This is a genomic window from Arthrobacter sp. 05L421, assembly GCF_056397785.1.
The window spans coordinates 19,949-27,102 of the sequence record NZ_JBFTOC010000033.1 but is presented as its reverse complement, the minus strand read 5'-3'; the positions used below and the strand labels follow the sequence as shown (position 1 = coordinate 27,102).

Annotated in this window: 6 protein-coding genes and 2 pseudogenes; 3 read left to right on the top strand and 5 right to left on the bottom strand. The window is 60.0% G+C overall.

Features of this window, described 5'->3' with window-relative positions; genetic code table 11:
• Positions 1–490: 490 nt before the first annotated feature.
• The gene (locus AC1DKQ_RS21380; RefSeq protein WP_476920136.1) at positions 491–1,324 is read right to left on the bottom strand and encodes an MBL fold metallo-hydrolase; all 834 of its coding nucleotides are present in this window, start codon (positions 1,322–1,324) and stop codon (positions 491–493) included.
• Positions 1,325–1,489: 165 nt separating this feature from the next.
• Here AC1DKQ_RS21380 and AC1DKQ_RS21375 point away from each other — a divergent pair.
• A pseudogene (locus tag AC1DKQ_RS21375) lies at positions 1,490–2,623 on the top strand (IS3 family transposase).
• Between the two features lie 109 nt (positions 2,624–2,732).
• Here AC1DKQ_RS21375 and AC1DKQ_RS21370 read toward each other — a convergent pair.
• On the bottom strand, positions 2,733–3,164 hold the full coding sequence (locus AC1DKQ_RS21370; protein WP_476920135.1) for a PAS domain-containing protein: 432 nt from the start codon (positions 3,162–3,164) through the stop codon (positions 2,733–2,735).
• Between the two features lie 331 nt (positions 3,165–3,495).
• Between AC1DKQ_RS21370 and AC1DKQ_RS21365 the strand changes: the two genes are divergently transcribed.
• Both AC1DKQ_RS21365 and AC1DKQ_RS21360 read left to right on the top strand, forming a co-directional pair.
• Positions 3,496–3,612 carry a winged helix-turn-helix transcriptional regulator gene (locus tag AC1DKQ_RS21365; protein ID WP_476920138.1) on the top strand — a complete coding sequence of 39 codons (117 nt, stop codon included), beginning with the start codon at positions 3,496–3,498 and terminating at the stop codon, positions 3,610–3,612.
• Positions 3,591–4,130: pseudogene (locus tag AC1DKQ_RS21360) on the top strand (hypothetical protein); the annotation flags it as partial. The gene AC1DKQ_RS21365 and the pseudogene AC1DKQ_RS21360, both read left to right, overlap by 22 nt.
• Positions 4,131–4,257: 127 nt before the next feature.
• Here the strand turns inward: AC1DKQ_RS21360 and AC1DKQ_RS21355 are convergent.
• From AC1DKQ_RS21355 to AC1DKQ_RS21345, 3 genes are all read right to left on the bottom strand, one after another.
• Positions 4,258–4,566 carry a hypothetical protein gene (locus tag AC1DKQ_RS21355; RefSeq protein WP_476920134.1) on the bottom strand — a complete coding sequence of 103 codons (309 nt, stop codon included), beginning with the start codon at positions 4,564–4,566 and terminating at the stop codon, positions 4,258–4,260.
• Positions 4,567–5,699: 1,133 nt separating this feature from the next.
• Complete coding sequence (locus AC1DKQ_RS21350) at positions 5,700–6,452, bottom strand: winged helix-turn-helix transcriptional regulator (RefSeq protein WP_476920137.1); 753 nt, start codon at positions 6,450–6,452, stop codon at positions 5,700–5,702.
• 183 nt (positions 6,453–6,635) lie between these two features.
• Complete coding sequence (locus AC1DKQ_RS21345; RefSeq protein WP_476920133.1) at positions 6,636–6,878, bottom strand: hypothetical protein; 243 nt, start codon at positions 6,876–6,878, stop codon at positions 6,636–6,638.
• Positions 6,879–7,154 lie beyond the last annotated feature (276 nt).

Sequence of the window (7,154 nt, the reverse complement as noted above, 5' to 3'; positions counted from 1 at the left end):
AGGTGCTTTTGGGCAAGATCCTGTAGTTCAGAGGACTCTTTAGCCGCTGCTGACGTCTCAGGTGCAAGCGTTTCGGTTGGCGTTGACATGATAGTTCTCTCTTTCTAGGTGAATCCCGCCTGCCCGTGCAAAGTGGCAAGCGGACGGGGGTGTCTGGCACTAAGGTGGTGCCATTCTTTTGCCGGTTAGGAGTTCCTGGTGTTGTTTCCTAACGGGGAGGGAGTTCTGGTGTCTCGCTTTCCTCAAAGGTGACCTCTGGCAGGCCCAGATCTACGCATGGCGCAAGGGCATCAAGACCATCTACTACATCCGAATACGCCAGCTCGCGCTGGAAGGAACCGAGGTGAACAACTCCATGCGCCGCTTAACGATGTCCAGGGCAACCGCCTAAAAGAGAGAACAAACCACCCGGCACGACAAGCTCGGCCGCCCGGCGCGGACCTACCACCTGCGGCAGACAGATAAGACACGCCGCAGTCAGGCGTCAGCCCTACCCTGGCATAGGCGCTTTGGAAGGACGCGTTCGCTTTGGTTGACGGTGGACCGACGGGATGGTGGCCGACTCGCCGGGGTGCAGGGCGACGAGGCGGTCGGCGAGGCCGGCCTGGTCGAAGACCTCCTGGATCTGCGAAGTGTTCTGGGTGAAGTGACCCCACGAGTCGGTATGGATGGGGACAATCACTGCGTCCGTGAGGATCATCTGCGCAGCCTCAAGAGCGGTTTCGTTACTCAGCGTAATGAATGCCCCGTCGGCGAGCATCTCGAAACTTGGAGCTCCGGTGAAGAGCACAGCGATGTCGATCGGGCCGACCTTGTCCTGAACCTCCCGGATGACCTCAAGCGAGGAGTTGTCGCCACTGATGTAAACGGTGGGGAGGCCTTCCCCGGAAAGGACGAAGCCGAGGACGGGTCCGAGTAGCTGGTAGATGCCCTCGGGGCCGTGATGGGCGGGGACGCCGGTGATAGTGAGCTCACCACCACAGGCCGGTAGCGGGACGGTAACCGACTCGTACTCGGTGAGGGCGATGACATTATCGCTGAATTGCCCGGCGACTACCGCGGTGGTGTACGCCTTTTCGGCATTCCCGAGGAACTCTCGCCCAGAGTGGTCAAGGTTGTCGTCGTGCTCGTGTGATGCCAGCACGACGTCGATCCGGCCCACCTGCTCCGCTGTCAAGGCGGGACCGGCTGTCTTCACGAGGTCGTTGACGAGGGGTTGAGGATACGACTGGGGCTCGTCGAAGGTCGGATCGGTGAGGATGCGCAGTCCGGCGAGTTCGAGGATGGCGGTAGGTCCGCCGACAAGGGTAACGGTGAGAGTCATGCATATAGCATCCACGCGAAGTGAAGGCTGCAATAGTTCCAGAAATGAACCACCGGGGCGGCAAATCGTTCGCGCCCGTCACATCGGGGGCCACACCTATGGGACAACCGACCAGCGCCCTGCATTGAGTAGGTTCTATACGGCCTGTGAACGCGTACCGCTGAGGTGGGACTGCCCCGGTTTGTTGATGTGGCTCTTAATGGCGGAGCGCGGCTGGCGCACATCGCGAAGGATTCGGGCTTTTGGTCACGACGTTGAAGCGTTGGATCGCCATCGCCTAGTAAGGAATCCGGGGACGGGCCGGCAACGGCGGAGTCACCCGAGATGCGGGAGCTGAAGAAGCGGAACCGCTTGCTGGAGCGGGAGAATGAGATTCTCCGCCGGGCTGCTGCCTATCTCGCGAGGGACATCAACCCAAAATGAGGTACCCGCTGGTCACGGATCTTGCCGCCAGCAGTGTACCCGTGGCGGTGACCTGCAAGGTGTTGTGACTCAGCAAGCAAGGGCTATTTCCGGTGGAAAGCCAGCCCGGTGGAGGAACGGGACTGGTCGGAGCACGCCGGATCAACGCAGCCATATACATCCATGCAACGTTCCCGCGTTCGGGGCATCGCCGACGAACTCCCCGAGAAGGACATTTACGGCCGGCGAGAACAGGGTCCAGCGCCTGCGCAGCGACCACGGCAGCTGGTCGGTGTTTTCGAAGAGACGCTGGCCTGAACCGGAACCCGGGGACCACCAGTCCATGACGACCTGGTGGAGCGCGACTTCACTGCCCGCGCGCCGAATGAACTGTGGCTGAAAGATATCACCGAGTACCCTCCGGTGAAGGCAAGCTCTACCTCTGCGCCCTGGAGGACGTCTGTATCCGCACGGCTCGTCGGATACTCGATAAACGCCGGGGTGAAGTCCTCGCTGGCGATGTCCGTGCTGGAGAACGCTGTGCGGTCACGCCGACCCGCAAGTACCGTCGTGCATTCTTACCGTGGCTCCCAGTTCCGGTCCGCTGGTTCGTTGAAACGCTCCGGCATCACGGGCTGACAGAATCAATGGGCGGGGCGGTGCGTGCGCGCACAACGCGCGATGCAATCGTTCTTCTCGTTGCTGCAGAAAAACGTCCTGGACCGGCAGCGGTCGGTTACCGGCCAAGAGCTCTGGCTCGCAATCACGACCTGGATCGAGCGGACTACACCGTCGCGCCATTCCGACCGCAGAACGCCGCAACCGCTCCTCGATCAACGAGCACTGGACATTTGGGCCTTCGGCACAAACAGGCAGGCATTCTTGGTGGGGAGATGAAGACCTCTTAGATTCAGACGGCAGTCTCGCCACCACAGAACTTCAGAGGTCTTCACCTATTCGGATGTAACGAACGTTGAAGTACAGTTCTCAGTACCTCTCCGGAAAATCAGCTAGCCTGTGCGGCTTTGACCGACTCAGTGACGTTCTCGACGCCGTGGAGGATGTACTCCACCTCTCCGTCGGCTGAGAGTACCGGCTCGTTCAGCGGCTTGAAATAGCGCTCCTCAAAGGTACCGTTGATCTCAACGTCATAGCGCTGAATCGGAAGAACATGCCCAGTGCGCTCGTCCAAGACGCGCTGCAGGGCCGATCGCAACACCTCCGTACCGTCAGCATCTGGGTTGTCCGGGTTGTCGGGGAACGCGTCCTGTATCAGAAGGCCCACGATGTCTTCGCGACGTCGTCCGCCACCTTCCAGGAAGGAGTCGGTCGCTGCTACAATCCGGAACTCGCGATTCACGACTACGTACTGGGCAGGCGAGCTTTCGAAAAAGCGGCGAAAGTCTTCCGGGGCAAGGCTGTGTCTCTGAGGGTTCACAAGAATCTCTTTCTAGGTTACGGTCGAAACGGCCGAACTGGGGCTCTGCCTAGTGCACCAGAGTTCCTGCTTCTAGCGGAAGTGCGAAAATAGAACTGGCATCGACAGCCTAGTCTTGGATCATCTCCTTGCTGCGACTCCGGCTCCATGAGGGGACTCTTGCTAACCCGCGGCCGACCCCAATGCAGTTGCCACAAAACCTGGGTCAAGGAGAGATAGCATGACCGTCGTCCGTGCGACCGAACCCTTTCCACGGGGCGGTGAGTGGATTCCTCCTGCTGAGTACTGCCCCGTGTCTACGGGCATCCGTATCCTCGGGGATCGTTGGTAGCTGCTCATAGTTTGGGAGCTACTGACGGGCAATACGCGGTTCAATGAGATTGGGCGCGCCCTTCCCGGGCTTTCGCGGGGCCACTCTCTGCGAGACTTCGATACTTACAACAAGTAGGGGTAGCTACGCGTAACCCCTCTTCGCCGAACTATTCACTGACAGAACAGGGACTCGCCCTGCGCCCAGTACTCGAAGCGCTCGGAACGTGGGAAATCGAGTGGCGTTTACCTAGCGAAAGCAGTTCCTCGGCAGCTGTTGGGCTCGTGCTCTGGCGCAACTATCAAAGTATCGATCGAGCACTTCTTCCCAATGCGACATCAACATCCACTTTCGGTTTCCTGACAGCGAGAAAAGGAAGGATGGCTGTACGTCAGCCGGACCGGTGGGGGCACGTGCACAGGCTTTTCCGACCGTTCATCCGATCTCACCGTCACGGCAAACACGACCACCTTCGGGGACCTTTGGTCGGGGCGTGTTGCTTGCAAAACAGCCGCGGATCGCCTACCCACCTGCCTCTAAACATCTCCACGGTTCACCGGATCCTGACCCGCTACCTGTGGCCGCCTCTGCGGTTCACCGGTCAGGCCACCGGTACTGGCGTCCGCGGCCTGGACCGGGCCCGTCGGCATGAATGAGGCCGGGCCGGCGAAATGGTCCAGGTCGATGCCTAACTGCCTGGCCTGATTCTGGAAGGAGGCGGCGACCGGGTCCGCGGCCGGGGGCAGGGCGAAGCGAATTCCAGGGCTAGGAAACTGGCCGAGGTCAGATGCCTTTGACAGGCGCCCGAGTTGGCAGCTTAGAGGACTCGCCGGGTTCGAGAGCAATGAGTCGGTCGCGGAGGTGGTTCGCTTCAAAGAGCTCACGCAGTTGCGATGACCTCTGACGGAAATGGGCCCATGAATCAGTGTGGATCGGAACGATGACGGCTGTGTCGAGAATCTTGGCAGCTTCCAGTACATTCTCGTTGCTAAGAGTGATGAATGCCCCATCTGCTATCTCTTCGAATCCGGCACCGCCCGCGAACAGCACCGCCACATCGATCGGTCCACACTTCTTTTGGATTTCATCCACGATTTCAAGAGAGGAATTATCTGCGCTGATATATACAGTAGGAAGGTCCGGACAGGAAAGCACGAAGCCGATGACCGGTCCAATTGCTTGCCAGATGCCCTCCGGGCCGGGACAGCCGTGATGCTCATCTGACGGCCATCCGGCATCGATACAGTCACTGTCTGGTAGTCACCGAGCCCCTCGACTTGCTCGTTGAATTGGGAGGCTACCTCCGGAGTCGTGAAAGCTAGGGGAGCGGCAGCCAGGAATGCCCTGCCCGAATTGTCCAGGTTATCCTCGTGGTCGTGGGATGCCAGCACGAGGTGGATGGGTGCGATCTCCTCCGGAGTGAAGGCTGGTCCTGCAGTCTTAACTAGCGTGATCGGATACTGCACTTGCGGGTAGTCCTTTGGAGGATCAAAGGTTGGATCCGTGAGAACGCGCAAACCATCGAAGTCCAGGACCGCAGTCGGCCCACCAACTAGAGTAATTTCTTATGGCATTACCTCTCCTCTATAAGGGCTGATGTGAAGGGGGGGTGGGTGGGGGAGGTCATCGGCCATCCGCGAGGTGGGTCGCGTCTTCGACTCCATGAATGATGTAGGTCACTTCTCCACGTGAATCCAAGACTGGTTCATTCAAAGGGCGCCAGTAGCGCACCTCCCAATTACCATCGGCGTTCCTGACGTCGTATCGCTGAATCGGCTGGGTGTGGCCTGCGCGCTCCCGGAGGTGGGTTCACCAGGCTTCCTGCTGTGCGTTAACCGTTAGGCGGTGTTGGTGCGTGCGGCAGCCCAATCTCGGCTGCGTAGGTAAAGCACAACATACGCCCGGGGGTGCTGCGAGTTCTAGACTCGAACTTCCGGTCTATACCTTCGTCGGTGTATTTACACAGTGGCCCTCTCGCGAAATGGACTGGCGCGGGCGGACAACGTGTATCGGAACTGCCTGGCGCAGCGACGGGGTGGGGGAGCCAGGCCATCGAGTCCTTGCAGAGAGTTGTAGCCGAGACCGGTACCCGGCAGTCGCGAAAGCAAGCGCACCAGCCCCTGGCCGGGCAGTTTCGGGTAGCACGGGTGCGAGCCGCCGATGCGGCGAGGACTAACTGGGCCGGATGGAGGAATGGCGTGTGCGGCGGCCAAGAGTTACATACTCTAGACGGATTGTGTGGCTGCGTCTCTACCAGGACGAGAGATCGCTGGCCTGTGTGGAAACCAGGAGCGGTAACTGCGTGCGAGGCCCGTCGGTCCCTCGAAGCTTATGTCGCCTTTTGCAATTGCTTCTTCGCAGGCCAGCCGGCCCCACCAGAGATCGTTTAGGACGTCGAGGGGCGCCTTGACCGTGAGGTCGACGTCGTGTTCAGGGGGACCGAGGCTCCAGGTTCCGGTGCTTGTCATGCCGATCTGAACCCATCCGCATCCGACGGGGGAACCCTTAAAGACCACGAGGATGTTTACCTTGCCATTCGGCACGGCCGTGGGCTCGATGGACTGGTGCATGCGCCACAAGAGGAGCGCTGCCGCATTGTCCTGTTCGTTGGAACTCCTGAGCAGGTGGTGCTCGACAGCCCAGTTCCCTAGAGCCTCCAGGGCCGGTAGCAAGCCCTTTCCTGCTGCCGTAAGGGCGTATGGACTGCCCGCAGAATCCCCACGATTCACCACCCCGATACGCTGCAAATGCCGCAACCGCGTCGCCAAAAGGCTTCGAGACAGACCCGGAAGCGCTCTAAGGACTTCGTTAAAGCCACTCACCCCGGACGAGAGCTTGTGGACGATGAGCAATGACCAGCGGTCGGCTACAAGACTAGTGGCAAGTGCAACGGGGTAGTAATCGGTGGGAGGAACGTGCGCTGCGGCCAGCGGATGCTGTGCTTGGTCTGCTACAGCAAGACCGCGTGATACTGCCATGTTCATCGAGCTCCGGTTCGTGGTTGACTGGGCCAACTAATAAATGTAAACAGCCCGGTGGTCCAGCCACAACCCCTTTGTTCCAGACTGGCAGACCAGGAAGAGTCTGGCAGGCCGCGTCCTACTAGGTAACAAGGAACTCACCGGTCTGCCCACTTCTCCTGCGGCCAAGGTAGGGGAATTTCACACGGTCGCTGGAGCCCCGGCGGGCGTGTCCTCTTCCAGGGTCTGCCCGTAGGGAACTTTTGTGCTGACAGCGACCGTGAAGGCCTTATACCCATGGCGAGTGACCAGAATGCCGTGCCGGCCTTCTGCCGCGGCAAACTGGATGGCCACGTCCGCTGCCTTGGTGAGCTCCTCGTCGAGGGTGCGAGGATCGGTAGCCTCGATGAAAAAGGCCCGTCCGGTTTCGATGGTGCTGATCATTGAATATTTCCTGACTGTGTTAATGGTCGTCTCGGCTATGAAATCCCGCAGGACACCCAGATCCTTTGCCCGTTTTGCCGCACCGCATATGTTGCGCCGGCACCGAAGAGCCTTAGGATCCGGTCCTTCTGGACGTTGAGGCTGTGAACCGCGCCCTCGCATGGGCAGGACGCCGGAAACCGGAGGACTTCGGTGCGCCGCCCATAACCACTTGGAGCCGGCCTTCGAGGGGCGGAGTGCCCCTGCGAGTGCCGGGGAATTCTTAGGCGCCTGGCG

Coding starts and splice junctions, on each gene's coding strand:
- AC1DKQ_RS21350 (WP_476920137.1), bottom strand. CDS start 6,452: ATGGCAGTATCACGCGGTCTTGCTGTAGCAGACCAAGCACAGCATCCG.
- AC1DKQ_RS21345 (WP_476920133.1), bottom strand. CDS start 6,878: ATGATCAGCACCATCGAAACCGGACGGGCCTTTTTCATCGAGGCTACC.
- AC1DKQ_RS21380 (WP_476920136.1), bottom strand. CDS start 1,324: ATGACTCTCACCGTTACCCTTGTCGGCGGACCTACCGCCATCCTCGAA.